General features: G+C 72.2%; 21 protein-coding genes and 2 pseudogenes. 8 read left to right on the top strand and 15 right to left on the bottom strand.

Features of this window, described 5'->3' with window-relative positions; genetic code table 11:
• Positions 1 to 952: 952 nt before the first annotated feature.
• Together IE330_RS05100 and IE330_RS05095 are read right to left on the bottom strand one after the other, a co-directional pair.
• Positions 953 to 1,731 (bottom strand): annotated as a pseudogene (locus IE330_RS05100) (IS5 family transposase).
• 317 nt (positions 1,732 to 2,048) lie between these two features.
• A pseudogene (locus tag IE330_RS05095) lies at positions 2,049 to 2,168 on the bottom strand (IS5/IS1182 family transposase); the annotation flags it as partial.
• A 608-nt stretch (positions 2,169 to 2,776) separates the two neighbouring features.
• On the opposite strand from IE330_RS05095, the gene IE330_RS05090 reads away from it, so the two are divergent.
• Positions 2,777 to 4,381, top strand: coding sequence for an alpha/beta hydrolase (locus IE330_RS05090; protein ID WP_190134691.1), 1,605 nt, complete (start codon positions 2,777 to 2,779; stop codon positions 4,379 to 4,381).
• 98 nt (positions 4,382 to 4,479) lie between these two features.
• Here the strand turns inward: IE330_RS05090 and IE330_RS05085 are convergent, their stop codons facing one another.
• Both IE330_RS05085 and IE330_RS05080 read right to left on the bottom strand, forming a co-directional pair.
• Entirely contained in the window at positions 4,480 to 5,523 is a 1,044-nt protein-coding gene (locus tag IE330_RS05085) for an NAD-dependent epimerase/dehydratase family protein (protein ID WP_190134636.1), read from the bottom strand.
• Positions 5,524 to 5,626: 103 nt separating this feature from the next.
• Entirely contained in the window at positions 5,627 to 6,358 is a 732-nt protein-coding gene (locus IE330_RS05080; protein ID WP_190134635.1) for a lysophospholipid acyltransferase family protein, read from the bottom strand.
• Between the two features lie 410 nt (positions 6,359 to 6,768).
• On the opposite strand from IE330_RS05080, the gene IE330_RS05075 reads away from it, so the two are divergent.
• Complete coding sequence (locus tag IE330_RS05075; protein WP_190134634.1) at positions 6,769 to 7,395, top strand: SSI family serine proteinase inhibitor; 627 nt, start codon at positions 6,769 to 6,771, stop codon at positions 7,393 to 7,395.
• A 61-nt stretch (positions 7,396 to 7,456) separates the two neighbouring features.
• Here the strand turns inward: IE330_RS05075 and IE330_RS05070 are convergent, their stop codons facing one another.
• The 5 genes from IE330_RS05070 to IE330_RS05050 form a co-directional block, all read right to left on the bottom strand.
• A complete protein-coding gene (locus tag IE330_RS05070; RefSeq protein ID WP_190134633.1) occupies positions 7,457 to 7,615 on the bottom strand; it encodes a hypothetical protein in 159 nt (52 codons plus the stop codon).
• Between the two features lie 99 nt (positions 7,616 to 7,714).
• Positions 7,715 to 8,686, bottom strand: a complete 972-nt coding sequence (locus IE330_RS05065; protein WP_190134632.1) for a cytochrome c oxidase assembly protein — start codon at positions 8,684 to 8,686, stop codon at positions 7,715 to 7,717.
• A gap of 118 nt (positions 8,687 to 8,804) precedes the next feature.
• The gene (locus tag IE330_RS05060; RefSeq protein ID WP_190134631.1) at positions 8,805 to 9,830 is read right to left on the bottom strand and encodes a 6-phosphofructokinase; all 1,026 of its coding nucleotides are present in this window, start codon (positions 9,828 to 9,830) and stop codon (positions 8,805 to 8,807) included.
• 218 nt (positions 9,831 to 10,048) lie between these two features.
• Entirely contained in the window at positions 10,049 to 10,777 is a 729-nt protein-coding gene (locus IE330_RS05055) for a type 1 glutamine amidotransferase (RefSeq protein ID WP_190134630.1), read from the bottom strand.
• A gap of 44 nt (positions 10,778 to 10,821) precedes the next feature.
• The gene (locus IE330_RS05050; protein ID WP_190134629.1) at positions 10,822 to 12,069 is read right to left on the bottom strand and encodes a MurT ligase domain-containing protein; all 1,248 of its coding nucleotides are present in this window, start codon (positions 12,067 to 12,069) and stop codon (positions 10,822 to 10,824) included.
• Positions 12,070 to 12,206: 137 nt separating this feature from the next.
• On the opposite strand from IE330_RS05050, the gene def reads away from it, so the two are divergent.
• Complete coding sequence (gene def, locus IE330_RS05045) at positions 12,207 to 12,743, top strand: peptide deformylase (RefSeq protein WP_190134628.1); 537 nt, start codon at positions 12,207 to 12,209, stop codon at positions 12,741 to 12,743.
• A 218-nt stretch (positions 12,744 to 12,961) separates the two neighbouring features.
• Here def and IE330_RS05040 read toward each other — a convergent pair whose 3' ends face one another.
• The gene (locus tag IE330_RS05040) at positions 12,962 to 13,615 is read right to left on the bottom strand and encodes a TetR/AcrR family transcriptional regulator (protein WP_190134627.1); all 654 of its coding nucleotides are present in this window, start codon (positions 13,613 to 13,615) and stop codon (positions 12,962 to 12,964) included.
• A 173-nt stretch (positions 13,616 to 13,788) separates the two neighbouring features.
• Between IE330_RS05040 and IE330_RS05035 the strand changes: the two genes are divergently transcribed.
• Together IE330_RS05035 and IE330_RS05030 are read left to right on the top strand one after the other, a co-directional pair.
• A complete protein-coding gene (locus IE330_RS05035) occupies positions 13,789 to 15,015 on the top strand; it encodes an acyl-CoA dehydrogenase family protein (protein ID WP_190134626.1) in 1,227 nt (408 codons plus the stop codon).
• 243 nt (positions 15,016 to 15,258) lie between these two features.
• Positions 15,259 to 16,380 carry an isoaspartyl peptidase/L-asparaginase family protein gene (locus tag IE330_RS05030; RefSeq protein WP_190134625.1) on the top strand — a complete coding sequence of 374 codons (1,122 nt, stop codon included), beginning with the start codon at positions 15,259 to 15,261 and terminating at the stop codon, positions 16,378 to 16,380.
• Positions 16,381 to 16,430: 50 nt separating this feature from the next.
• Here IE330_RS05030 and IE330_RS05025 read toward each other — a convergent pair whose 3' ends face one another.
• The 4 genes from IE330_RS05025 to IE330_RS05010 form a co-directional block, all read right to left on the bottom strand.
• Complete coding sequence (locus IE330_RS05025) at positions 16,431 to 17,216, bottom strand: GNAT family N-acetyltransferase (RefSeq protein ID WP_190134624.1); 786 nt, start codon at positions 17,214 to 17,216, stop codon at positions 16,431 to 16,433.
• A gap of 60 nt (positions 17,217 to 17,276) precedes the next feature.
• Positions 17,277 to 18,317 (bottom strand): 3-oxoacyl-[acyl-carrier-protein] synthase III C-terminal domain-containing protein, encoded by a 1,041-nt coding sequence (locus tag IE330_RS05020; RefSeq protein WP_190134623.1) that lies wholly within the window; start codon positions 18,315 to 18,317, stop codon positions 17,277 to 17,279.
• A 186-nt stretch (positions 18,318 to 18,503) separates the two neighbouring features.
• Positions 18,504 to 19,325 carry an MmyB family transcriptional regulator gene (locus IE330_RS05015; protein ID WP_190134622.1) on the bottom strand — a complete coding sequence of 274 codons (822 nt, stop codon included), beginning with the start codon at positions 19,323 to 19,325 and terminating at the stop codon, positions 18,504 to 18,506.
• Between the two features lie 453 nt (positions 19,326 to 19,778).
• Positions 19,779 to 20,723, bottom strand: coding sequence for a Gfo/Idh/MocA family protein (locus IE330_RS05010; protein WP_190134621.1), 945 nt, complete (start codon positions 20,721 to 20,723; stop codon positions 19,779 to 19,781).
• 478 nt (positions 20,724 to 21,201) lie between these two features.
• On the opposite strand from IE330_RS05010, the gene IE330_RS05005 reads away from it, so the two are divergent.
• Entirely contained in the window at positions 21,202 to 21,795 is a 594-nt protein-coding gene (locus IE330_RS05005; protein WP_190134620.1) for a TetR/AcrR family transcriptional regulator, read from the top strand.
• Here the strand turns inward: IE330_RS05005 and IE330_RS05000 are convergent.
• Positions 21,746 to 22,669 (bottom strand): DMT family transporter, encoded by a 924-nt coding sequence (locus tag IE330_RS05000; RefSeq protein WP_190134619.1) that lies wholly within the window; start codon positions 22,667 to 22,669, stop codon positions 21,746 to 21,748. The two genes, IE330_RS05005 and IE330_RS05000, sit on opposite strands and share 50 nt — an antisense overlap.
• A gap of 148 nt (positions 22,670 to 22,817) precedes the next feature.
• Between IE330_RS05000 and IE330_RS04995 the strand changes: the two genes are divergently transcribed.
• Both IE330_RS04995 and asnB read left to right on the top strand, forming a co-directional pair.
• Positions 22,818 to 23,381, top strand: coding sequence for a TetR/AcrR family transcriptional regulator (locus IE330_RS04995; protein WP_190134690.1), 564 nt, complete (start codon positions 22,818 to 22,820; stop codon positions 23,379 to 23,381).
• A 399-nt stretch (positions 23,382 to 23,780) separates the two neighbouring features.
• On the top strand, positions 23,781 to 25,622 hold the full coding sequence (asnB, locus tag IE330_RS04990) for an asparagine synthase (glutamine-hydrolyzing) (protein ID WP_190134618.1): 1,842 nt from the start codon (positions 23,781 to 23,783) through the stop codon (positions 25,620 to 25,622).
• Positions 25,623 to 25,642: the final 20 nt, after the last annotated feature.

Below are 25,642 nucleotides of genomic sequence, written 5' to 3'. Positions count from 1 at the left end.
TCGAAGAAGCTGTTCGAGAGTTCCTGCGGCAAGCCAGTACCGCCTTGGATCAGGCCTTTCCTATGCGGTCTGGCAGGTAGACACCGACCCGACCTGAGGCTCGCTCCGCAGCGGGTAGCTACCCGTGCGGCGATCGTGGCCTTGAGCTGAGCGGTGATCGAGTGGGTCACTTGTCGAAGAAGTGACGGGGCCGATCCCTCGCCTGCGACTTCGTAAACAATCAATGCTGTGACCTGCGGCCTAGTGGCTGTTGGCTGTCAGCGTTGGTTGTCGTTGAGCATCTCTCGACGGCCCGGAGACGGCCCCGGAACTGAGCTAAGACTGTTTGCGTCTTTTGGTCTGGATCATGGAGGTAAGGATTGATGAGCGTTTGGTTAGCGCCCGTGCTGGGGCTTGTGGGAGCGTTCGTGGGCGCGTCGCTAGCGCCGTGGCTGACTGCCCACTTGGGGTGGCGACGTACCCGTCGCGAAGCGTTCAACGTGGCGATCTCAGCTCTCCGTGTTGCCCAGGTATCCCGCCACTTTGCGAACGGGGTTCCTGCTCACTACGTGGGTGGTGACGCGGCAACGGTCGAAGCTTTCAATCAACGGCTGAGGGAACGAGGCATCGACCGCTTTGCGGACTCCATGCATGAGGCGAAGGTGGCTCTGGCGGCTCTTGAACCCTTTTGCAGAGTGAGTGGGCACCTCGATAGATGGGAGATCACGGAATCAGACGCAGTTCGGATGTTGGCGGAACTGATGCGGGAGCGCGGCCGCTATAGGTCGGCGTAGCGGCTTTGGGTTGGAGCTGCTTTGGGGCGAATGATCATTGCCCCTCACGCTGGCGAGCGGATCGGAAAGGCTCCTAGCCTGCCCGCAGGTCCCGATCTGGGGCCATGATTTTAGAGGCTCGCCCTAAAGCGGCTGCCTAAGAGGGCGTCTGGTTCATGTAGTTCGTGGGTGTTTACGGTTTAAGCGTCTCGCCAGGTTGGGGTGGTTTCGCTGGTCGCCCGTTTCGCGAGGTGCGAGATCATGGCGAGGCGGATCGTGCTCTCGGAGTGGGCGGGTTTGGTCTCGTAGTCACGGGCGAGTTGGCGGTGCATCATGATCCACCCGAAACTGTGCTCAACCACCCAGCGCCGTGGGGTCACCGAGAAGCCTTTGATCTGGGTGTTCCTGGGGACGACGTCGGCGTCGATGCCGAGGGCTGCGCCGTGTTCGACGGCCTGGTTCTTGTAGCCGGTGTCGCCCCACGCCTGGGTGGGGTGGCTGGCGGCGAGCTGGGTCAGGAGCTGTTTGCCGGCCTCGTTGTCGGAGACGCTGGCGGCGGTGACCATGACCAGCAGTAACAGGCCGAGGGCGTCGACGACGATGCTGCGCTTGCGGCCGACGATCTTCTTCCCGGCGTCGATTCCCTGGGTGCTCGTGGGCACGCTGGAGGCGGTTTGACGCTCTGGGCATCGATCGCGCAGGCGGTCGGCTTGGTCTTGCGTCCCTCCTGTTCACGCACGAGGCGGTGCAGACGGATGCCGAGCTTCTCGATAGTGCCGTCAGCGGTCCAGGCACTGAAGTGGGAGAAGACGATGGTGTGCGCGGGGAAGTCGTGTGGCAGGTAGCGCCAGGGGATGCCGGTGCGGTTGACGTAGAGGATCGCGTTCATGACTTCGCGCAGGTCGGCGAGTTTGCCGCCGAGGTTGAGCGAGGCCTTCTGCCGCTCGGCCCGCCAGGCGCTCAGCGTCGGCTCCGTCAACTCTCAGCGGGCATCGGACAGATCACTCGGATAGGACTTGCGGGGCGGCTGCGTCGTCATGACAGTACTGATACGACCGCAAGTTGGCGCCCGTATATCGCTCGTCCGAGTGGCCTATGAGGGCAATACTGTGCATATTCAAACCGGACAGGAGCTCTCGGGGCGGAACGGGACGACACACGAGTCCTGCGGGGGAGTGGAACCCCTCAACCTCTCGGAGTGAAAAGTATCAATAGGCCTACTTCGGATGGCCGACAAATCCACCAAACCCGCACGTCAGCAGCACGAACGCCCTCTAAGGCGCCATTTCGCTTGGCCAGTCGGCGGTTGCATATGAGGGTCGCAGCGATGGCAGTGAAGGCGAGGAAGTGTGCGGGCTTGCGCTGGTAGCGGCGGTGGAGGCGCCAGCAGCCGAGCAGCCAGGACGCGGTCCGCTGTGGCCCGCTGGGGCAAGGTGGTGAAGTAGAGATCACGCCAAGGGCCGCGCACGCCAGCACGGACACGGCCCGACCGACCGAAAGGATCGGCCTGCTTCAACTATCCCACTGCCTCTGGGGGCAACTTCTTCGGAGAAGGAGACTCGCTTCTGGGCACGTTTCGAGGCAGAGGATTCGCTACTTTCCGGAAGCTGCCCTTGGTGCCACGACCGTGCACCTGGGGGCAGCTCGTCAGCGTCTGCACCCTGAGGATCCGTACGCACGACGGCGACGTCATCTGCCGCAGTGACCCGCCCTTCGGCGGCTGGCAGTAGAGCTCTACCGGAAGCAGATCCGGCCGGTGATCAGACCGGAGTGGCCGCCTTGAATGGCATCTTCGGGGCCGTAGCCACCCAAACAGTCACGCACCACCGCCAGGGGCCCGGTCCTCCCCAGGGACCGGGCCCCTGACCTGCTCCGGTCGCTAACCGGTATGCCTCGCACCGTTTATCGGATTGGTAAAGAACCCCAGCCACACCTGTCCTACCGCGCCGTCCAGGCGGAAGTATCCCCGTACTGAGCGAATGACCGAATCGATGTGCGGGAGGCTTCACTTGACACGTACCCGGATGACCGCGCGGAGCAGACGAGCGGTGACGCTCGGGTCCGCGGGTGCTCTCGTTGCCGCGACGCTGATAGCCGGGGCGCTCGGCGCACCCGCGGCGAGTGCCGACACCGCCGGCGGCAAGGCCGCCTACGCCAAGGACCGCGAGGCCCGCGGTGCCGCCGTGGCCGCGGCCCGGGCCGCGAAGAAGGGCATCGACTGGAAGGACTGTCCCGAGGACTGGGGGCTCGCGAAGCCCATCCAGTGCGGCTGGGTCACCGTTCCGCTCGACTACGCCAAGCCCTACGGCAAGCAGATCAAGCTGGCCGTCGACCGCATCGGCAACACCGGCTCGAAGAAGGAGCGCCAGGGCGCCCTCCTGTACAACCCCGGTGGTCCCGGCGCCTCCGGCCTGCGCTTCCCCACCCGCGTCGTGAACAAGAACAAGCTGTGGGAGAAGACCGCGAAGGCGTACGACTTCGTCGGCTTCGAGCCCCGCGGCGTCGGGCACTCCACGCCCATCTCCTGCGTCGACCCGCAGGAGTTCGTGAAGGCGCCCAAGCTCGACCCGGTGCCCGACTCCGAGGCCGACAAGCGCGCCCAGCGCAAGCTCGCCGCCGAGTACGCGCAGGGCTGCAAGGAGCGCAGCGGCTGGATGCTGCCGCACATGACGACGCCGAACACCGCCCGTGACCTCGACGTCATCCGCGCCGCCCTCGGCGAGAAGAAGCTCAACTACCTGGGCGTCTCCTACGGCACCTACCTCGGCGCCGTGTACGCGACGCTGTTCCCCTCGCACGTGCGCCGCATGGTCTTCGACTCGGTCGTCAACCCCTCCACGGAGAAGATCTGGTACGAGGCCAACCTCGACCAGGACGTCGCCTTCGAGATCCGCCTGAAGGACTGGATGACCTGGGTCGCCAAGCACGACGCGACCTTCCACCTCGGCGACACCCAGAAGAAGGTGTACGCGCAGTGGGTCAAGCTGCGGGCCGAGGCGAAGAGGGCGCCGCTCGACGGCGTCGTCGGTCCGGCCGAGCTCGTCTCGTACTTCCAGAGCGCGCCGTACTACGACTCCACCTGGGTCGCGATCGCCACGAACTGGAGCAAGTTCGTCGCCGGCGACCGCAAGCCGCTGATCGAGGCCGCCAGCCCCGACCTGTCCGACATCGCGGGCAACAAGGCCTCCGAGAACAGCAACGCCGTCTACACGGCCGTGGAGTGCTCCGACGCCAAGTGGCCCACGAGCTGGAAGAAGTGGGACCGCGACAACTCCCGCCTCCACAAGGACCACCCGTTCATGACCTGGGCGAACGCCTGGATGAACCTGCCGTGCGCCACGTGGCCCAGCAAGCAGCACCAGCCGGTCGAGGTCAAGACCGGCAAGGGTCTGCCGACGACCCTCATCGCCCAGGCCACCCGTGACGCCGCCACGCCCTACCCGGGCGCCGTCGAGCTGCACAAGCGCCTCAAGGGTTCGCGTCTGATCACCGAGAAGGACGCCGGTTCGCACGGCATCACCAACCTCGCCAACCCCTGCCTCAACGAGCGCGTCGACACGTACCTGCTCACCGGCAAGGTCGACAGCCGCGACGTGACCTGCGCCCCGCACGCCACGCCCACGCCGTGAGCCGGGAGTGCGGCACGCGTCCTGAGTGACCATGTGCGGAAGAGGAAATCGCCCCCGGGCCCGGCCCGGGGGCGATTTCCTTGGGCGCCACCCCCGCCTCAGCGCCCCCGCCCCGCCAGCCAGGCGTCCTCCGCCGCGTAGTCGAAGAGGTCGATCAGCGGGGCGTACGCGCGCGCGAGGTCGGGGAAGGCCACGCGCCAGTCCCTCCCGGCGAGCCGGTCCGTCAGCCAGGCGACCGTGGCCGGCAGCGCGTCCCGGTACGACGTCACCGCCGTGTAGCCCAGCTCCCGCCCCGCGGCCGTCATGTCGTACACCACCGGGTGCGCCGTGGACCACGGCGTGAGGCCCACGCCCTTGCCGGGTGGATCGCCCTCGACGAGGACGGTCTCGCTCTCGAAGCCCGTCACGGCGTCCACGGCGGCGTTGATCTCCGCGACCGTGGGCACGTCCGGGTCGCCCGCGTTGAGCACGCGGGACCCGGGCCGGGCCGCCGCGAGCCGGATCAGCTCCGCCAGGTTCAGCACGCTCACCGGGTGGAACCGGCTCCTGCCGCCGTGGCCGAGGACGCGCACGCGCCGCCCGTCCAGGACCCGCTTGACGAAGTACAGCTCGCGCGGCGCCCGGCAGTGCGGGCCGTGCACCGCGCCCGCGCGCAGCAACGTGGTCGGCAGGGCGTCGCCGAGGGCCAGCAGCTCGCGTTCGAGCCGGACCTTCCGCGTGCCGTACGTCGCCTCGCCCGGCTCGACCGTCCGGCAGGTCTCCGGGATCGGCACCGGGTAGCGCGGGAAGCCGTCCGGCTCGCCCTGGGTGTCGAAGCTACGGCCCCGGTCGTCCACGTACACCGCGCCGCTGGAGACCACCACGGCCGAGCCGACCCGGCCCCGCAGACCGGCGAGCTGCCGCGCGTGCTCCGCGCCGTACGCCACCACGTCGACCAGGACGTCGCAGCCGTCGCCCACCAGGGCGGCCAGGGCCCCGTCGTCGGCACGGTCCAGGCGCACCGCCCGCACCCCGCCCGGCCAGGTGCCGTCGCGTCCGCCGGCCCGCGAGGCCGCCGTCACCGTCCAGCCGTCCTCGGCGAGCGCCCGCACCGCCGCGCGCCCGATCTGTCCCGTCGCCCCGACCACCACCGCGTGTCCCATGACCGGACCGTACGGCGGCCGCGGGCGCAGCCCCAGACCTTTACGCGATCAGCAGACACGTCACCCGCGGCCCCCACCGTCCTCGGCACCGCGGCGGCGGGGGTCAGCTCAGCGGCATCCTGGGGAACCGCCGCTCACCGCCACGGCCGGCCCGCTCCGCCTCCTCCTCGGCCTTCACCACGGCCGCGTACTTGTCGACGTACTCCTGGCCGGACAGGCCGAGGATCGCGTACATGATCTCGTCGGTGACCGCGCGCAGGACCGCCTTCTCGCCGTCCATGCCCGCGTACCGGGAGAACTCCAGGGGTGCGCCGAAGCGGATCGTCACGCGCCGGAAGCGGGGGACGACCTTGCCGGGCGGCTGCGCCTCGAAGGTGCCGATCATCGCGCACGGAACCACCGGCACCTGCGCCCGGAGGGCCATGGCGGCCACCCCGACCTTGCCCTTGTAGAGGCGTCCGTCGTGGGAGCGGGTGCCCTCGGGGTAGATGCCGAGCAGCTCGCCCTTGCGCAGCACGCCGAGCCCCTCGCGGATGGCGGCCTGACCCGCCTCCTTGCCGGAGCGGTCCACGGGGATCTGCCCGGCGCTGCGGAAGAACGCCGCGGTGAGCCGCCCCTTGACGCCCGGGCCCGTGAAGTACTCGGCCTTCGCCAGGAACGTGATGCGCCGCTTGAGGATCGCGGGCATCAGGAAGTGGTCGGAGAACGACAGGTGGTTCCCGGCGACGATCGCCGCGCCGGACTCCGGGACGTGCTCCAGGCCCTCGATCCTGGGCCGGAACAGCAGCCGGAGCAGAGGACCGAGCACCACGTACTTGAGCACGAGGTAGAACATGCGGGCGCCGCCTTCCCCCAGGGGTGGTGCCGACGCACAGTAGTCAATCCCCGGCGCCTGGGCGAGAGCCCGAACGGGTCGTTTCGATCGTCGGCGCGGTGCTCCGTTCGGGTCGCGGCGCCCGGCCGGGTGGGGGAGCGGACGGCGTGCCCGCTGGACGCAGGCCCGGCCCTGCAGGTGCTCTGGGCCGGGTCCGTCGTCGGTCCCGGGTCAGGACCGCCGCCCGCCGACCGCCCCGTGGCCGCCGCGTCCGCCCCGGGGGCCGCCCGTCGTCGTCCGGCATCCTCCGTACGTCGTCGCGCGGCGTGACCGGACAGGGGCCGCTGCGCCACTCTCCGTCACCGCCCGCGCGCGACGTCGTTCGGCGCCCGTACCGCGACGGCGTCCGTCCGTCACCCCCTGGAGGTTCCATGCGTCCCCGCACCGCCGCCCCCGCCGCGCTCCTCGTGCTCGCCGCGACCGCCCTGCCCGCGCTCACCCCGCCCGCGACCGCGGCCCCCGCCCCGCCCGTACCCGTACGCACCGCGCTCACGGCCCCCGCGCTCACGGCCCCCGCCGAGCCGGTGCCCGCCGACGAGCCGACGCCTGCCGCCAAGCCGAAGCCGAAGCCTGCCGACAAGCCGACGCCTGCCGCCAAGCCGAAGCCCGCCGGCAAGCCCACGCCCACCGCCAAGCCGCAGCCCGCCCACCAGCGGCCCGCCCGCGAGCCGTCGGCCCCCGGGCGGACGGCCCACGAGCGCGGCGTCCTGCTCACCGTGTCGGGGTCGGACAACACCTGGATCCGCGGGGTGCGGCTGAGCTGCGCGCCCGAGCCGTCGGGCCCGCACCCGTTCGCCGGGCGGGCCTGCGCGGAGCTGGACCACGCGCGCGGCGACCTCGACGCGCTGCCGAAGGAGAACCGCGCCTGCACCAAGCAGTTCGACCCGGTCACCGCGAGCGCGACCGGCACGCACCGAGGCCGGCCGGTCACCTGGCACCGGACGTACGGCAACGCGTGCGAGATGGCGGCGGCCACGGGGCACGTGTTCCGCTTCTGACGCGGAAGGGGGCCCACCGCCCAGGGGGCGGCGGGCCCCCTTCAGGTCACGCGGGGGCTCGTCACGCGGGCCGTGAGAAGAGCATCGCCAGCGTGATCAGCCCGAGCACGACCCAGCCGAACCACAGCCAGCCGTTGCTGCCGAGCGCCACCGTGTAGGCGGTCACCATGACCAGACCGCCGACCGTGAACGCGCCCATCGTCTTCGTAGAACCCGGCATCGCCCTGCCTCCTCACGAAGGACGGCTCGGGCGTCCGGGAACGCGGAGCACCGAGACCGTGGCCTCGGTGCCATCCTCACCCGGGAGGAGCCCCGGCCGCTAGCGCCCGCGCGCGGCCAGTGAGGCCAGGTAGGCGTTGTACGCCTCCAGCTCCTTGTCCCCGTCGCGCGCGGCGGCGCGGTCCTTGCGCCGCCCCTCGCGCTGCTCGGAGCGGTACCACTGGAACAGCAGCGCGAGCAGGACGAGCACCGAGGGGACCTCGCTGAACGCCCAGGCGATGCCGCCCGCCGCGTTCTGGTCGGCGAGCGCTTCGACGCCGAGCGAGGCCGGGGGGTTCTTGTACGTCTCGACCATCGGCTCGGACGCCATCATCAGCGCGATGCCGAAGAACGCGTGGAACGGCATGCCCGCGAACAGCTCCAGCATCCGCATGAGGTGGCCGGGCCGGTGCGGGCCCGGGTCGACGCCCATGATCGGCCAGAAGAAGACCAGGCCGACGGCGAGGAAGTGCAGCATCATCCCGATGTGCCCGGCCTTGGAGCCCATGAGCGTGTCGAACAGCGGCGTGAAGTACAGCGCGTACAGGCTCGCGATGAACATCGGGATCGTGAACGCCGGGTGCGTGATGATCCGCATGTAACGGCTGTGCAGCAGCGCGAGGAGCAGCTCGCGCGGCCCCTTGCGGCCCCGGCCCGCGACCGGCAGCGCCCGCAGCGCGAGCGTGATCGGGGCGCCGAGGAGGAGCAGGATCGGCGACAGCATGCTGATGACCATGTGCTGCACCATGTGCACGCTGAACAGGACCATGCCGTAGTCGTTCAGCTTGGTGCACATGACCAGGAGGATCGTCAGGACGCCCACGACGAACGCCACGGTCCGGCCGACGGGCCACTTGTCGCCGCGCCGTACGAGGCGGATGACACCCCAGCCGTACAGGCCGAGCGCCACCAGGCAGCCGATGAGGAAGAAGGGGTCGGCCGAGAGTTCGAGCCCTCGCGCCGGCGTGAACGGCGGCAGATCCATGTTCATGCCATGGTCCATGCCCTGCATGCCGTGCCCGCCGTGATCCATCCGCTGGCTCCTGGTTCGTACAGATTGTGCGGTGTGTGTCGGCACCAGAGTAGAACCGCCCCCGGCCGCGCTCGCGACCGGGGGCGGGTTCGGGGCCGGGGCGGCCCGGCCCGGGTGCCTACAGCACGCACTCCGCTTCCTCGTACCGCTCGTTCGGCACGGTCTTGAGGGTCTCGACGGCCTCGGCCAGGGACACCATCACGATGTCGGTGCCGCGCAGCGCGGTCATCCGGCCGAACTCGCCCCGGTGCACCGCCTCCACGGCGTGCCAGCCGAAGCGGGTGGCGAGCACGCGGTCGTACGCGGTGGGGGTGCCGCCGCGCTGCACGTGGCCGAGGATCACGGGGCGCGCCTCCTTGCCGAGGCGGTGCTCCAGTTCCAGGGAGAGCTGGCGGGCGATGCCCGCGAACCGCTCGTGGCCGTAGACGTCCTTGCCGCCCTCGTCGAAGTCCATCGTGCCGGGGCGCGGCTTGGCGCCCTCGGCGGCGACGACGATGGCGAACTTCTTGCCCGCGTCGAAGCGCGCGCCGACCTTGCGCGCCAGCTCCTCGATGTCGAAGGGGCGCTCCGGTACGACCACGGCGTGCGCGCCCGCCGCCATGCCCGAGTGCAGCGCGATCCAGCCGGTGTGCCGGCCCATGACCTCGACGATCAGGACGCGCTGGTGCGACTCGGCGGTGGTCGCGAGGCGGTCGAGCGCCTCGGTGGCGACGCCGACGGCGGTGTCGAAGCCGAAGGTGACGTCCGTGACCGCGATGTCGTTGTCGATGGTCTTGGGGACGCCGACGATCGGCAGGCCCGCGTCCGAGAGCAGCCGGGCCGCCTTCAGCGTGCCCTCGCCGCCGATCGGGACGACGGCGTCCAGGCCGAGCTCGGCGACGTGTCCCTTGGCGCGCTCGACGCCGTCCCGCAGGTGCTCGGGGCGCACCCGCGAGGAGCCGAGGATGGTGCCGCCGCGCGCGAGGATGCCGCCGACCGCGTCCAGGTCGAGCTTGCGGTAGTCGCACTCGAGCAGGCCCTTCCAGCCGTCGTGGAAGCCGATGACCTCGTCGCCGTGGTCGACGACGGCCCGGTGCACGACGGAGCGGATGACGGCGTTGAGACCGGGGCAGTCGCCGCCGGAGGTCAGGACACCGATACGCATGCTGCGGAAACCTTTGCAACGTGGGCGGGTGACCGGACCACGTCGTCCGGCTGGAACGCCCGCAACCCTACCGGCGACACCTTTGACGCCGCTGGAGCCGACCACGTACTGGACAGCCGAACGCCGGACGGGCATGGCCGGCCCGTCCGGCGTTCGGGGACAAGCGCGCGGCGCGGAAAAGGCGGCTCCCTCGCCGGGAGGGCGCGCCCCGCCGGGGGCTACGCCGGCTGCTGGGCGGCAGCCACCCGCTCCGCGCGCAGCGCGTCGTACCACCGGTCGTCGGTGGGCGGCAGCGCGTTCACGTCGAGGGCCAGCTTGAGCAGCAGGTCGGCGATGAGGGGGTTGCGGGCGAGCACCGGGCCGTGCATGTACGTGCCGAAGACCGTGCCGTTGTACGCGCCCTCGGTGCCGTCCCCGGTGCCGTTGCCGTTGCCGAGGCGGACCCGGGCGAACGGGCGGGCGGCGGGGCCGACGTGCGTGACGCCCTGGTGGTTCTCGAAGCCGGTGAGCTCGGGCAGGCCGAGCTGCGGGTCGATGTCCGCGAGGACGTCGCCGACGCAGCGGGCGCCCTCGCCCCGGGTGGAGACCACGTCGAGCAGGCCGAGGCCGGGCTCGCGCTGGCCGAGGTCGTTGATGAACTCGTTGCCCAGGATCTGGTAGCCGGCGCAGACCGAGAAGACGATCGCGCCGTTGCCGACGGCGCGCTGGAGGCCGCCGTCGCGGCGCAGGCGCTCGGCCGCGAGCCGCTGCGGCCGGTCCTCGCCGCCGCCGATCAGGTAGATGTCGCCGGAGGTGGGCACCGGCTGGTCGCTGCGGACGTCGTAGCGCTCGACCTGGAGGCCGCGCTGGCGGGCGCGGCGCTCCACGACGAGGGCGTTGCCCTGGTCACCGTACGTGGACAGCAGGTCCGGGTAGACCCACACCAGACGCAGGCTGTTGTCGCTCATGCTCAATTGGTCCCTCTGGTCCCTCAGTGGCGGTCGGGGCGCGGTCAGTTGCCGACGCGGCGGCGCAGGTCCTGGAAGGCGGTGTAGTTCGCGATGGTCTCGATGCGGCCGGGCGGGGCCATCTGCGCCGCCTCGTCGAGGGTCTCGCAGACGCGGAAGTCCAGGCCCGCGACCTCCAGGCGGACGGCGAGGTCCAGCTTGCGGTCGCCGAGCACGAAGATCGGGTGACCGGCGAGGCGGGTGTAGTCGACGTCCCACAGCCAGGAGGTGTCGGTGCCGTCGGCGCCGCGGGCGTTCACCGAGAGGATCACCGGCGTGGGCGGCGGGTCGATCAGCGAAAACGTTTCGAGCCAGCCCGCTGGGTTCTTGGCGAGCAGCAGCCGCAGGTCACGGCCCTGGAACTGGACGACGTCGTAACGGCCGGCGACCGCCTGGACCTGATACATCCGCTCCAGGGCGACCTGCGGGGGCACGCCGAAGACGGCGGCGACGGCGGCCGACGAGGTGGCGTTGGCCTTGTTCGCCCGGCCGGGGAGCTGGAGGTGGATGGGCCAGGCCGAGCCGTGCGGGTCGAGGACGTGGTCGCCGGAGAGGGCCCAGCTCGGCGTCGGGCGGCGGAAGCCGCACTCGCCGCAGTACCAGTCGTCACCGGGGCGCTGCATGACGCCGCCGCAGGCCGGGCACGACCAGGCGTCGTCCTTCCAGGCCTGGCCCGCGGCCACCCACACCACGTTCGGCGAGGAGGAGGCCGCCCAGACCACCAGCGGGTCGTCGGCGTTGGCGATGATGACGGCCTTGCTGCCCGCGAGGCCCTCGCGCCACTTCTCGGCGAGCATGCGGGTCTCGGCGGCGCGGTCGAGCTGGTCGCGCGAGAGGTTGAGCAGGGCGATCGCCTTCGGGTCGACGTCGCGGGCCACGCCCGCCAGGTACTTCTCGTCGACCTCGATCACGCCGAACTTGGCGTCCGAGCCGCCCGCGAGCGCGGAGGTGATGCCCGCCGGCATGTTCGCGCCGAGCGCGTTCGACACGACGGGGCCGCTGGCGCGCAGGGCCTCGGCGATCAGACGCGTGGTGGTGGTCTTGCCGTTCGTGGCCGAGACCAGGACCACGTCCAGGTGGCCCGCGAGCCGGCCGAGGAGCTCCGGGTCGAGTCTGAGCGCGACCTTGCCGCCGATCACCGAACCGCTGCCGCGGCCGGCCGCGCGCGACACCGCCGCGGCCGCCTTGCCCGCCGTCACGGCCAGCTTGGCCCGCGCCGACAGCGACTCTGAGCTGCCAGGGTGTCCTGCCATCGTTCTGGGTCCTCCTTGCGTACGGCGCCGCGCCTGCCCGGCATCGTGTCGGCCCAGCCTATCGAGATCGACTGACAAGCCCGAATCGCACCACCACCTGGGACCGCGGCCCTCCCAGGGACCGTACCCTGACCGCCATGCGACACGGCACGATCCCGGGCGCCTCAGGGCGCGTACGACCCCTCACCCTGCTCGGCGACCCCGTGCTCGAGACCCCCTGCGCGGAGGTGACGGACTTCGGGCCCGAACTCGCCGCGCTCGTCGAGGACATGTTCGCCACGATGTACGCCGCGCGGGGCGTGGGCCTCGCCGCCAACCAGGTCGGCGTGGGCCTGCGGGTGTTCGTGTACGACTGCCCGGACGACGAGGACACGCGCCATCTCGGGCACGTGGTGAACCCGCGGGTGGTGGAGCTGGACGGCGTGACCGTGCGCGGGCCCGAGGGCTGCCTCTCGCTGCCGGGCCTGGAGGCGGCGACGCCGCGGTTCGACCACGCGGTGGTCGAGGGGGTGACGGTGAGCGGGGAGGCCGTGCGGGTGCATGGGACGGGGTTCTTCGCTCGGTGCCTTCAGCACGAGTGCGATCACCTTGCCGGTGGGGTGTACGTCGATCGCGTCGCCGGGTGGCGGCGGCGGCGCCTCCTGCGCCAGGTGGCGCGGGCCCCCTGGAGCTGACCGGGGCTTCGCCCCGGTGGCCCCCTTCTCGGCTCGGCGCCGGTGCCCCTTTTTTCGGCTCGGCGCCGGTGGGGTTTCAGATGGGGCTGTGCCCCTTTCCCCCCTTTTTTGGCGCTTCGCGCCTCGTCCTCAAACGCCGGACGGGCTGAAACCGTCCGTGGCCGCGCTCTGATGCTCGTGTGCCGGACGGGCTGATACCCCTGTCCCGGGTCCCGGGGTCAGAAGCCCGGGCCGCCTGCGCGGTTGCCTGCTGCTGCCAGGCGGCCCCAGAGGAGGTCCGCCAGGCTGCTGACCAACTGGGCGCGGGGGCAGGGGCGTTCGCCGAGCCACCAGTCGCCCGCCGCGTGCATCATGCCGACGATGCCGTGGCCCCAGACGCGGGCCAGCTCCGCGCTCTGCGGGCCGAGGTCGACCCGCTCCTCGATGACCTCGGCCAGCTCCTCGCCCAGGCGCCGCAGCAGGGGGGCGGAGTGCAGACCCACGTCGAAGCCCTCGCCGCCGCTCTCGCCGGAGGAGGCCGCTTCGGACGGATGCATGAGGAAGCGGTAGACCTGCGGCCGGGCCTCGATGGCCGCGAGGTAGGTGTCGAGGGTGGACTCCACGCGCTCCCTGCGCTCGGCGGGGGCGTCCAGGGCCGCGCGCAGCGAGGCGAGCAGCGCATCCGTGTGCCGCTTGGCGAGGGCGGCGTACAGCCCGCCCTTGTCGCCGAAGTGCCGGTACAGGATCGGCTTGGTGATGCCCGCCTCGGCCGCGATGGCGTTCATCGAGGCCCCGGGCCCGTCACGGAGGACGACGCGGTCGGCCGCCTCAAGGAGTTCGTGCCGTCGTTGCTCGGCGGACCGCTGCTGATCGGTCCGCTGCGTGATCTCCATGAGGTGTTCTCTCCGCCCGTGCGATTCCTGACGCAACGCGCAACGTAACACCCGCGGGTGCCCGTGGAGCGGTCGCATCGAACGTGCTGCCGGGAGTTGACACACGCTACCGGCCGGTAACACACTCCCGTTACCGAAAGTAACGCACCGCGGGTCCGCAGCCTGGAGGGGTCATGGCCGAGTTCACCATGGAGCTCAACGACGAACAGAAGGAGGTCCGGGACTGGCTCCACGGGTTCGCCGCCGACGTGATCCGCCCCGCGGCCGCCGAGTGGGACGAGCGTGAGGAGACGCCCTGGCCGGTCATCCAGGAGGCCGCGAAGGTCGGGATCTACTCCCTCGACTTCTACGCCCAGCAGTACTTCGACCCCACCGGGCTCGGCATCCCCATGGCCATGGAGGAGCTGTTCTGGGGGGACGCGGGCATCGCCCTGTCCATCGTCGGCACCGGCCTGGCCGCCGTGGGCGTCCTCGCCAACGGCACCGAGGAGCAGATCGGCACCTGGATCCCGCAGATGTACGGCGACGTGAACGACGTGAAGGTCGCCGCCTTCTGCTCCTCCGAGCCGGACGCGGGCTCCGACGTCGCCTCCATGCGCACCCGCGCCGTCTACGACGAGGCCAAGGACGAGTGGGTCCTCAACGGCACCAAGACCTGGGCGACCAACGGCGGCATCGCGGGCGTCCACGTCGTCGTCGCCGTCGTCGACCCCGGGCTCGGCTCCAAGGGCCACGCCTCCTTCATCGTGCCGCCGGGCACGCCGGGCCTGTCCCAGGGCCAGAAGTTCAAGAAGCACGGCATCCGCGCCTCGCACACCGCCGAGGTCGTCCTGGAGGACGTACGCGTCCCCGGCTCCTGCCTGCTCGGCGGCAAGGAGAAGCTGGACGAGCGGCTCGCCCGCGCGCGGGAGCGGGCCGCGAAGGGCGGCGAGCGCGTGAAGAACGCGGCCATGGCGACCTTCGAGGCCTCCCGCCCGGCCGTCGGCGCGATGGCGGTGGGCACGGCCCGTGCCGCGTACGAGGAGGCGCTGGAGTACGCCAGGACGCGCGAGCAGTTCGGCCGCCCGATCATCGACAACCAGGGCGTGGCGTTCCAGCTCGCGGACATGCGCACCCAGATCGACGCGGCGCGGCTGCTGGTGTGGCGGGCCTCATGGATGGCGGTCACGGGCAGGAAGTTCGAGAACGCCGAGGGCTCCATGTCGAAGCTGTTCGCCAGCGAGACCGCCAAGAAGGTCACCGCCCAGGCGATACAGATCCTCGGCGGCAACGGCTACACGCGCGAGTACCCGGTGGAGCGCATGCACCGCGACGCCGCCATCTACACGATCTTCGAGGGCACGAGCGAGATCCAGCGCCTGGTGATCGCGCGGACCCTGTCGGGGCTGCCGATCCGCTGAGTGTGCCGCGCCGGTGCGTACGCCGCGCCGGGAGCAGTACCGAGCGTGTCGCGCCGGTGAGCGGGCCGCGTCGTGAGCCGTGCCGGTGAGGTGTGTCCGCGGGGCCGGCCGGTAGGTGCCGGTAGGTGTCCGCGTACGAGGGCGTGGGCGGCGGGGTGGGTGGACCCCGCCGCCCACGCCCTCTGTTGGCGTCATGTGCATGCCCGTACGGTGGCCCCGTCGCCGTCCTGCCAAGGAGTGCCCATGCGCATACGTCCCTTGACCTGGCTGGTTCCCGCTGTCGCCGCCACGGCCGCCGTCACCGCCACCGCGCTCGCCCTGCCGGAGGGCGGGGACCGCGCGCCGGACCACCGCACCGCCGCCGCCGCCCGGCCCGCGGGCAAGGCCCAGCCCGACGCCCGCGACGTGGTGCTCGCCGTGCACGGCGGCGCAGGGACCGCCCTCGACCGGGACAAGACGACCCCCGAGCGCGAGAAGGCGTACCGCGACGGCCTCACCGCGGCCCTCAGAGCCGGGCAGAAGGTGCTCGACAAGGGCGGCTCCAGCGTGGACGCCGTCCAGCGGGCGGTCATGGAGCTGGAGGACGACCCGCTGTTCAACGCGGGCAAGGGCGCCGTGTTCACCGCCGACGCGGGCCATGAGCTGGACGCGTCGATCATGCGCGGCTCGGACCTGAGGGCCGGGGCCGTCGCGGGCGTGAAGAGCCTGCGCAACCCCATTCAGGGCGCCCGGGCCGTCATGGACAAGTCCCCGCACGTGCTGCTCGCGGGCGAGGGGGCCGACGACTTCGGCGCCCGGCACGGCCTGCGGACCGTCACCCAGGACTACTACTGGACGCAGGCCCGCTGGGACGCCCTGCTGGCGGCCAAGAAGGCCGCGAAGGGCGACAAGGGGGCCGCCGCGTCCCCGGCCGCCCTCGCCGACGCCCAGTCCAAGGGCACGGTCGGCGCGGTGGCCGTCGACAAGCGGCGCGACCTGGCGGCGGCGACCTCGACCGGCGGCCTGACCAACAAGCTCCCGGGCCGCGTCGGCGACTCGCCGCTCGTCGGCGCGGGCACGTACGCCGACAACGGCACGGTCGCGGCGAGCGCCACCGGTGCCGGGGAGGTGTTCATCCGGGGCGCGGCCACCTCCACGATCGCGCGCCTGATGGAGTTCAAGGGCGTGGGCGTGGCGAAGGCCGCGTACGAGGTGATCGTCGAGCGGCTCCCCGGCCTCGGCGGGGACGGCGGGGTGATCGCCCTCACGCCCGACGGCGCCTTCGACGCGCCGCACAGCAGCCCGGGCATGCTGCACGGCTATCTGACCAGGAGCGGCAAGGTCGTCACGAAGATCTTCCCGGACGAGTCGCCGGCCAACAGCTAGCCACCGCCCCCGCGACCGCCGGCCGCCGCTCCCGCGCCCCCGGTACCGGCCTACGCGCCGGGCCGGTACACGTACGGCGTGGTCGTGGCCAGCTCGGCGAAGCCGAGGCGGCGCAGGATCGGGCGGCTCTGGTCGGAGGCGTCGACCTGGAGCCGGCGCACGCCGCGGGCGGCGGCGAGGCGGGCGCGGTGGGCGACCAGGGAGCGGTAGACGCCGCGACCGCGCCACTCCGCGGCCGTGCCGCCGCCCCACAGGCCCGCGAAGTCCGTGCCCGGCCGGAACTCGATCCGCGCCGAGCTCACCGGCTCGTCACCGGCCAGGGCGACCACCACGGCGAGGGTGTCCGGCGCGGTGGTGAGCTGGTCGAGCACCTGCCGGCCGAGGGCCGAGCCGTCCGTGCCGAAGGCCCGGTCGTGGGCGGCGACCATCAGCCGCACCCCGGCCGCGTCCGTCACCGGCACCAGCTCGATGCCCTCCGGCGGGGCGGTGTCCAGCGGCAGCGCGTCCACCTCCGCGACCATCACGGTCTCGGGCGGCTCGGGCGTGAACCCGGCCGCGAGGAGCCGCTCGGACAGGTCGGCCGGGCGGTCGTAGGAGTACAGCTTCCACTCGAACTCGCGCCCGAGCGCGGTGAAGAAGCGCACCTGCTCGGCCACGGCCGCGTCGGCGGTGGCCGCGTCGAGGTCCGACCACAGCACGGCGTTCCAGTCGTGGGCGGAGCCGCCCACGCGCCGGACGACGCCGTCCACCCGCTCGACCCGGACGCCGGGCCCGTCGGGGTCCAGGTTCCGCCGTATCTGCTCGTCGTACGCCTGCAGCGTCGCCACGTGATCCATCCGGTCACTCCAGCAGGGGGCCGCGGCCCGGGCAACCGAATTCCCCGGGGCGGGGGCGGCTCAGGCGTGCCAGCGGCAGCGGAGCGCGGCGGTGGTGAAGCCGGGGCCGAACGCGACGGTGTAGCCGCGGGCGCCGGCGGCGGGCGGTGTCGTGTGCGTGCGCTCCAGGACGCGCAGGATGCTCACCCCGCCGAGGTTGCCCTCCTGGGCGAGCGTGTCGGTGGAGTGCCGGGCGTCCTCCGTGTCCAGGCCGAGGGCCGCCGCGGTGTCGGCGATGATGCGCTTGCTGCCCGGGTGGATGACCGCGAACTCGGCCGCGTCCGGACCGACCCACTCCAGGAGCTGCGGCAGCACGTCGTCCGCGGCGGTGAGCGACTTGCGCGTGGAGTCGAAGTGGAACCCGCCGGCCGTGATCCGGCCGCGCTGGCGGTCCATGCTGTCCGGCAGCACGTACTCGTACGTGTCCTCGATGGCGAGGCCCGGGCCCAGCGGCTCGTCCGAGACGACGGTGGCGCCCGCCGAGTCCCCGAACAGGGCCTTGTAGATCATGGCCTCGATGCCGGTGTCGGTGTGGTGGTAGACGGAGGAGATGACTTCCGCGGCCACCACCAGGACCTTGCTGCCCGGCCGCGCGGCGACCAGGTCCGCGGCCCTGATCAGGGACTGCGTGCCACCGGGGCAGGCCAGCGTGGTCAGCGCGATGCGGCGCACGGTGGGGCGCAGCCCCAGGCGTCCCATCAGGTGGATGTCGAGGTTGGGGACCGACCAGCCGGTGGTGTGGGTGGTCACGACGGCGTCGATGTCGGCCGCGGTCAGACCGGCCGACGCGAGGGCGGCGGTGGCGGCGCGCTCGGCCATGACGAGGGCGTCCTCGAACGCCGCGGTCGCCCGGTCGTGCACGTCGGCCGTGCCGGAGACGGTGGGGGAGTCGAGGGGGCGGGTGAAGTAGCGGGTCTGGACGCCGCAGTTGCCGATGACACGCAGGAACGCGCCCAGCCGGGGGTGCCCGGCGTGGTGGCGACGTATGTCGTCGGTGATCTCTGCGGTGGTGATCTTGTGATCACCGACGACAGTCTGGGGTCTGAGGACAAATGCGGACACGGAGGGGCTCCCACCAGGCGCAGTCGGATGTGGAGGGCATAAGGAAACGTACTGCACCACGTCGAACGCGCGTCCTGTCGTCGCGGTTCCGGCTCGGCCGGGGGAGCCGCGAGGAGTGAGCGGAGGGGCCCGCGGTGGTCGTGCCGCGGGTGAAGGGGAGCGTGGGCGGCCGGGGGCGGGCCGTCCTCAGGTGGAGCGGAGCATGGGGGCGCGCGGGTGCACGCGCTCCCGCCCGGGGTGGAACACCAGGATCATCATGCGGGCGCCCGGCGCCGTCAGCGGCTGGGCGGCGCACATGGTGACCCAGCCCGGCCCCTTCTGGGCGTGCAGCAGGGGGCGCTCGTCGCCGTCGGGGTGGGGGTAGGGCTTGTCCGCGCCGTACAGCGGGGCGGCCAGGGGGTCGGCGAGGACCTCCTTCTCGATCTGCTGGAGCGTTTCGTCCTCCGGCCGGGTGGCGAGGGCGCCGCGGAGCTGGGGCAGCAGCATGGGCGCCCAGTCCGTGCTCCAGTCGAGGAGGATCTCGCGGGCCACCGGGCTGAGGACCATCCAGCGCATGATGTTGGACGGGACCTCGCCGTCGGGGAAGACGGCGGCGCAGGCGTCGTTGTAGACGAGCATGTCCCAGGAGGCGTCCGTGACGTACGCGATGTGCGAGATGCCGTTGACGGCCTCACGCCAGACGCCGGGCACCTCCTTGCCGGACGACAGGTGCAGCGGCCCGGGCGGGTCCTGGAGCAGGGCATAGCGGCACAAGGACACCCATTCCTGCTCGTTCAGCCCGAAGAGGCGGGCCACGTCGCGCAGGAGGGCGGTCGGGGGGTTGGGGTAGTTGCCGGACTCGAGGCGGTGGTACGTGCCGAGCGTGCGGTGCAGGAGCTGGTCCACCTGGTGCTGGGAGAGCCCCGGGGCGCGTCTGCCCTGCCCCGTGGTGCGGACGAACCCGTGCGATTCGGGGGCGATGAGGGCGCGTCGTTCGCGGAGCAGAGCGCGCAGCGCCGTCTTGTTCATGGTGGGTAATCCCTCTTCGTACACGCCGAGTTGAGCGTCAGCAGTCTAAATATTCGCATCATCTTTGGGCATAAACATTGCCTGAAGAAAACGATCAGCTCGTGCGGCATCATGGAGTACGCGGGGCCACCGACCTGCAGGTTTGATCGTCGGTGGGCTCGTGGGCACAACTCAGGGGCATCCTGTCCGGGGAGCATGAAATTGGCTGGATTTCCTCGGCGTCGGATACCTCCTACGCCTACGGGGTCGTAGTCGGGTGGTGCGCGGGGCCGGTTGTTCGTATTCCGATCTGTGTGGTCGGAAACTGAGCAGTGTGTACCCGCGTGGCAGTTACCGCCCGGTTCGGTTCCTGGGTTCACTGGCTGCGGCCGGTGCCGTCACTCGCCATTACGTAGCGGCCACGGTACCGGCCGCCCCGTGCTGTTCCGGGCGGCCCTTGTGGCTGATATGCGCTCAAGGGGCCTGAGGCGTGGTCCGGTTCCGTTGTTCCCCGTCCTCACGCGCGCGTACCTGTTCCTCCGCCGTGGCCAGGATTTCCGTGACCCGCGCGCCGAACCGGACGTCGCACGCGTGCGGCCGGCCGTCCCGCGCCGCGGCGACGAGCGCGCTCACCGCTGACCGAAACGCGTCGCCCGAATCGCCCCATCCTGTCTCCCCGAAGGCCTGCGGGGACACCGTCCCACGGGCGCCGCGGAACTCCAGCGTCACGCCCGTGGCCCGCTCCGGCGCGCGCAGCGTCAGCGTGGCCGTGCTCGACGCGCCGCCCGCGTGCCGCAGGACGAGGTGGACCGTGTCCGCGGGTCCCGGCGCCGCCGTCACCGACGTGATCTCGCCGAGCACCGCCGTGAGGACGGCCAGCGCGTGCGGCCCGACGTCCCACAGGCCGCCCTTGCTCGCCCGCCACGGCGAGTCGAAGGCGCCGGTGCCGTCCGCCGCGAAGAACGAGCCGTACCAGTCGGCGCGGCCGGTGAACCACGGCCCCTCCGCGGCCCGCTCGGCCAGCCAGTCCGCCATGGGCGGGGCGAAGCGCAGCGTGAAGAAGACCACGGACGCGACCCCGGCGCTCTCCGTCTCCGCCGCGAGGGAGCGCGCCGCGGCGGCGTCCGTGGCCACCGGCTTGTCGAGGAGCAGGTGGCAGCCCGCCCGGGCGGCCCGCGCCGCGAGCGGCGCCTGGACGTCCGGCGGCACGGCGAAGGCCACCGCGTCGCTCGCCGCGAAGAGCGCGTCCACGTCCTCGTACGCCGTGGCGCCGTGCGCGGCCGCGAGCGCGGCCGCGGCCTCGGGGCGGCGGCCCCAGACGCCCGACAGCTCGGCGTCCGGGTGCGCGGCGAGCGCCGGTGCGTGCGTCGCGGTCGCCCATGGTCCCGTGCCGATCAAACCCACCCGAAATCTGGTCATGGCGGCAGTATGGCGGAGGGGTGTCGGGCGCCTTGCGGGCCGGGTCGGGACGGCCGGTGCGCCGGGGCGGGCGACGATCTTCGCGGAGCGCCGGGGCGCCGCGCGGTTCCGTCGAGGCCCTTCGGTGACGAGTCTCGGCCAAAAGGTACGGACCTTACGCGGAGGTATCGGCGCACCACCCGGGGAAGCGGCGGGAGGGGGCGCGGAACCCGGCCGATTTCTCGACGTTCCGTCAACTCTTGGCCTACGAATGGTAATTCGGCGCGCGAGGTGAATTCCCATTCACTTCCGGTCCGGGGAAGACGTGTGCGATACGCGGGCGTAATGTCACGTCTGTCCAGGAATTTCCGCCGCCCGACGTGGTGGGGGCGGTGGGGCCGTTGCGCCCTGTGCCGCTGTCCGTGGCCCGTGCGGCGCTCGCCGCATACGCTCGGACCGGGCCGCCCGAACCGAGTCGCCAGCGACGGAAAGTGACGACATGACCAGCTCCACCCCGCGCCCGACGGCGCCCGCCGCGGGCGCCGGGCGCCGCGACGCCGAGGCGACGAAGGCCGCCATCGTGCGCGCCGCCCGCCACCTGCTCGCGCGGCACGCGCACGCCGACATCACGCTCAAGGCGGTGGCCGAGCGCGCCGGGGTGAGCGCGCCCCTGGTCCTGAAGTACTTCGGCAACAAGGACGCGCTGTTCGCGCGGATCATGTCCTTCGAGGCGGACGCCGCCGCCGTCCTCGACGCGCCGCTGGAGGACCTCGGCCGGCACATGGTCCAGCACCTGCTGACCAGCCAGGCCGAGGAGGGCGCCGACCCCCTCCTGCGCATCGTCTTCGCACCGCTGCACCGCGAGCACGGGTACGTCCTGCGCGCCAACTTCCGCACGCAGGTCGTCCGCAGGCTCGGCGAGCGCCTGACGGGACCGGACGCGGGGCTGCGCGCCGAGCTGGCCGTGGGCATGCTGCTCGGCCTCGGCGTGATGTACGGCATCGCGCGCGGCCCCCACCTGCGGGCCACGGCCATAGCCGAGATCACCGACCGGTACGCGCCCGCCGTGCAGGCCTGTCTGACGCCCGGGTGACCCCGGCGCCCGCCGGCGCGGCGCCCCGGTGCACCACGACGACCGCGGCGAGCCCGGCCGCGAGGCCGAGCACCGTCTGCGCGCCGAACGGCTCCCCGAACATCGCCGCGCCCCACAGCGTGGTCACCGGGGCCATCAGGAACATCAGCGTGTTGACGCGCGTGACGCCGCCGCGCCGCAGGATGAGCCAGTACAGGCCGTACCCGCCGAACGTCGGCAGGACGACGAGCCAGCCCACCGCGGCCCAGAACGACGCCTCGGCGGGCGGCGCCGCCGCGCCGAGCGCGAGCGCCAGGGCCGTGAACACGACGGCGCTGGTGGCGCAGTGCACGGTCAGCGCGACCCGGGGCGTGACCGCCGGGCACCCGCGGCGGTCCAGGAACGTCGCCGCCACCAGCGCGAGCATCCCGAGGAACGGCACGCCGTACGCCCACCAGGGCGCGTCGGTGCCCGCCGCCGCGTCCGCCGCCGTGACGACCACGACGCCGCCGAGGCCGAGCGCCAGGCCGAGCCACTGCGTCCGGGAGACGTACTGGCCGAGCAGCGGACCGGCGAGGGCGCCCGCGACCAGCGGCTGGGTGCCGTCGATGAGGGCGGTCGTGCCGCTGGAGACGCCGAGCTGGATCGCGTAATACACGGTCAGCAGATAGCCGCTCTGCGACAGGGCGCCGATCACGACCTGCCGCCCGAGCGCCCGGGCCGTGAGCCCCCGCCAGGACGCCGTGGCCGCCGCCCACGCCACGAGGACGGCGGCCGGCGGCAGGAACCGCCACATCAGGACGGTCACGGCGTCCGCGCTGCCGGCCCCGAGCTTGGCCCCGATGAAGCCGGAACTCCAGGTCACGACGAACGCGGCGGACAACAGGACGTTCACGGGACGCCTCCCGGAGGTCGCGGCGAGTAGACCGATCGGTTTACTTCGCGCCGAGTATACAGATCGGTCTACCGCGTCGGTCTACCATGGGGGCGTGACGGAACATCAGCAGCAGGAGGAGCGGGCGGACGGCCCGCGGCGCGTCGCCATGACGCCCGGCGCCCGGCGGGTCCTGGAGGCGGCCGGGCGGCTGTTCTACGAGCGCGGGATCCACGCCGTGGGCGTGGACCTGGTCGCGGCCGAGGCGGGCGTGACGAAGAAGACGCTGTACGACCGCTTCGGCTCCAAGGAGCAGCTCGTCGTCGAGTACCTGGCCGACCGGGACGAGCGCTGGCGCGCCTTCCTCGCCGGGTACCTGGACCGGGCGCGGACGCCGCGCTCCCGCGTCCTCGCGGTCTTCGACGCCGCGCGCGACTGGGCCGGGCCGCACCTGTCCCGGGGCTGCGGCATGATCAACGCCCACGCGGAGATCGGCGACCCCGCCCACCCGGCCTACGCCGTGATCGCCGGACAGAAGGCCTGGACGCTCGCGCTCCTCACCGGCCTGGCCCGCGAGGTGGCGCCGCGCCGGGCGTCCGGACTCGGCAGGTCGCTGGCGCTCCTGCACGAGGGCGGCCTCGTCGCCCACGGCATGGGCATCTTCCCCGACGCGCTCGGGCACGCCCGCAGGGAGGCGGAGGCGCTGCTGCGGGCCGCGGAGAACGAGGGCTGACGGCGGCGCCCGGGCCGAGCCGCGGGCGGGGGCGGCCCGCCATCACGGTGAGTGTCGGCCTGCGCCCGCGTCGGGCGTCGGCCCGCGCTCACGTCGAGCAGCGGCCCGCCTCCGCGTGGGTGGCGGCCGACGCTCGCGTTGAGCAACGTGTGCACATGTGTTGAGCAAATCTTTACGGATGGCCGGAATCCGACGCTCCGGCGTCCCCGCGCGCCCCTCCGCGGCGCGGCGGAGCCCGGACCCGCAGTCATGGCACCCCCTTGACCTTCGCCCGCGCGCGGCCGAAACCGGGTGGGTCGGGCGGGTCCGCGGGGCCGCGGGCGCGTTGACCGTACGGGAGCGGAGGCGGAGTCTGGGCATATAGCTGCTAGATACAACTACTTCTCGGGAGGGAGCCTCATGTGCGGCATCACCGGCTGGGTCTCGTTCGACCGTGACCTGCGCGCCGAGGGCCGGGTCCTGGACGCGATGACGGAGACGATGGCCTGCCGCGGCCCCGACGACCGCGGCGTCTGGGCGGAGGGCCCCGCCGCGCTCGGCCACCGCCGCCTGGCCATCATCGACCTGGTCGGCGGGCGCCAGCCCATGACCGCCGCGACGCCGGGCGGCACGGTCGCCCTGGTCTACTCCGGCGAGACGTACAACTTCACCGAGCTGCGCGCCGAACTCGCCGGGCTCGGACACGCCTTCACCACCGACTCCGACACCGAGGTCGTCCTGCGCGGCTACCTCCAGTGGGGCGAGGCGGTCGCGGAACGGCTCAACGGGATGTACGCGTTCGCCGTGTGGGACGGCCGCCGGGAGCGCCTGGTCATGGTGCGCGACCGCATGGGCATCAAGCCCTTCTACTACCACCCGACGTCCGACGGCGTGCTCTTCGGCTCCGAGCCCAAGGCGATCCTCGCGAACCCGCTGGCCCGGCGCCGCGTCACCGCCGATGGGCTGCGCGAGGTGTTCGCCTTCGTGAAGACGCCGGGGCACGCCGTCTGGGACGGCATGCGCGAGGTCGAGCCCGGCACGATCGTCACCGTCGACCGCGAGGGCACGCGCACCCGTACGTACTGGCGCCTGGAGACCCGGCCGCACCCGCACGACCGCGACGAGACCGTGGCCACCGTGCGCTCGCTGCTCGACGACATCGTGCGCCGCCAGCTCGTGTCCGACGTGCCGCGCTGCGTCCTGCTCTCCGGAGGCCTCGACTCCTCGGCGATGTCGGCGCTCGCCGCCCACCAGCTCAAGGACGCGGGGGAGACGCTGCGCAGCTTCTCCGTGGACTTCGCGGGCCAGAGCGACCACTTCGTCGCCGACGAGCTGCGGCCCACGCCGGACTCCCCGTACGCCCACGACGTGGCCCGCCTCGCGGGCACCGACCACCGCGACATCGTGCTCGACGCGCAGGCGCTCGCCGACCCCGAGGTGCGCGCGAAGATGCTCACCGCACGCGACATGCCCGTCGGCTTCGGCGACATGGACGCCTCGCTGTACCTGCTCTTCCAGGCGATCCGCGAGCACTCCACGGTCGCCCTGTCCGGCGAGTCGGCGGACGAGGTCTTCGGCGGCTACCTCCAGTTCTTCGACGAGGAGGCGCGGCGGGGCACCACCTTCCCCTGGCTGGTGCGGCACGCCGAGACCCTCGGCGACGACACGGGCGTGCTGCGCCGCGACGTCCTGGACACCCTGGACCTGCCCGCGTACGTCGGCGACAGCTATGCGGGCGCCGTCGCCGCGGTCGAACGGCTCGACGGCGAGAGCGACTTCGAGTACCGCATGCGCACGATCAGCCACCTCTACCTGACCCGGTTCGTCCGGGTGCTGCTCGACCGCAAAGACCGCGCGAGCATGGCCGTCGGCCTGGAGGTGCGGGTGCCGTTCTGCGACCACCGCCTCGTCGGCTACGTCTACAACGCGCCGTGGGCCCTGAAGACCTTCGACGGCCGGGAGAAGTCGCTGCTGCGGGAGGCCGCCGCGGACCGGCTGCCGAAGTCGGTGTACGACCGCGTGAAGAGCCCGTACCCCTCCACGCAGGACCCGAAGTACGCCTTCGCGCTCCAGGAGCACGCCAAGGACCTGGTGGCGCGGCCCGGGCACCCGGTCTTCGACCTCGTCGACCGCGAGGCGCTGCGGCGCCTCGCGCACCGGGAGGCGCCGCAGATCCGGCAGGCCTCCCGGCGCGGCCTGGAGCGGGCGCTCGACCTGGCCGTCTGGTTCGACCTGTACAAGCCGGAGGTGGCCCTGGCCTGACGCCGGCCGGACGACGACGG

The organism is Streptomyces longispororuber, from assembly GCF_014656095.1.
Taxonomy (GTDB): Bacteria; Actinomycetota; Actinomycetes; order Streptomycetales; family Streptomycetaceae; genus Streptomyces; species Streptomyces longispororuber.
The sequence above is the reverse complement of the archived record's forward strand: the minus strand, read 5'-3'. Positions and strand labels throughout refer to the sequence as shown.